We start from the raw sequence: 1096 nt of genomic DNA on the forward strand, positions 1-1096 counted from the left end.
GTTTTTATATTTTTAGCTGGGTAGCTTGTTAACTCAGTACTGCTGAGTCATTTTGTCATTGGTTAGTCTAAACTCCAGTCCCAAGGAGATTTTGTCATGCCCAGCCATAACCAGAGCCAACCCAGAACGATTGTCGTCTCCTTTCAGTTTTTCGATTCAACAACGGCAGTGGCAGCAGTACTCCCAGTTGTCGAAGAATTAATCCGACAAATCCACTTCGAGCAACATTCACCGAGCGCCCACTTGCAATTGAGCGCCCAAATCAATTTCAGATTCAGCTTTTGCGGCTCAAAGCAAGCGCTCGCATTGGTAACTCAAACAATTGACAACTCGGCTTACGAACTAGAGGAGCTGCGAAGCACCGGGCAACTCGCTCACTTCGAGCTGAGTTATGAATCGCGCGATTGAGAACGCCGACGCGATAAAGCACGTCGGAAAAACTATTGAAGCAAGATTGAAGATTGGCTAAATCTTTTTGAGCTAGCTCGATCTTTACTTTAAAATTTGCTATGGGTGCAGGTGGGGTGAATTTCTCTCGCTGTTTGTCACCCGCAGGTAGCTACAACAATTTTAGAGTCTTTTTGGCAAGACAGTCAAAAGTTTTGCACTTTCGCCCTTACTGCTTGAAAGCAGGTAGAAACACATCATGTCCGACAACTACGCGGGCGATTTGCAGGCGCTCGTCAACACGCATGGCAATTTGAGCGATGACCTAACCACGATGACTCTGGCACAAGCTCGCGCCCAAATTGGCGGCGATTGCCCCGACGAGATCCCTTTTCTCGTCTGGCTGTTGGAAAACCCCGACAGTCCGCTCGCCCTCCCAGGCAAGATTCATCTGCGAGAACACGACTACCTACATCTACTCTTGAGGCGGGGATTTGCTGCTAGTGACGAAGCTTATGTCATCGGTTTTACAATGGGCAACGATATGGAGACTCAACAATGGCATTTGTGGCTCTACAAATTTGTCTCGCGATTCCTCTACCCGCCCAACTTTAGATTTAACCGCACTGACTTAGGATCGTGGATTAAATAACCTGTAATTCTGGCTGAGCAGTGTAATTCCACTGAGGCAAGAATTCATCAAAGACAA

At 47.3% G+C, this 1096-nt stretch carries 2 protein-coding genes; both read left to right on the top strand.

The window, feature by feature from the left end:
- Positions 1-96: 96 nt before the first annotated feature.
- Entirely contained in the window at positions 97-408 is a 312-nt protein-coding gene (locus tag DSM107010_RS37785) for a hypothetical protein (protein WP_127025439.1), read from the top strand.
- Between the two features lie 238 nt (positions 409-646).
- Positions 647-1039, top strand: coding sequence for a hypothetical protein (locus DSM107010_RS37790; RefSeq protein WP_127025441.1), 393 nt, complete (start codon positions 647-649; stop codon positions 1037-1039).
- The last annotated feature ends 57 nt before the right edge of the window (positions 1040-1096 follow it).

Source organism: Chroococcidiopsis cubana SAG 39.79 (assembly GCF_003991895.1).
In the GTDB taxonomy this organism is placed as follows: domain Bacteria; phylum Cyanobacteriota; class Cyanobacteriia; order Cyanobacteriales; family Chroococcidiopsidaceae; genus Chroococcidiopsis; species Chroococcidiopsis thermalis.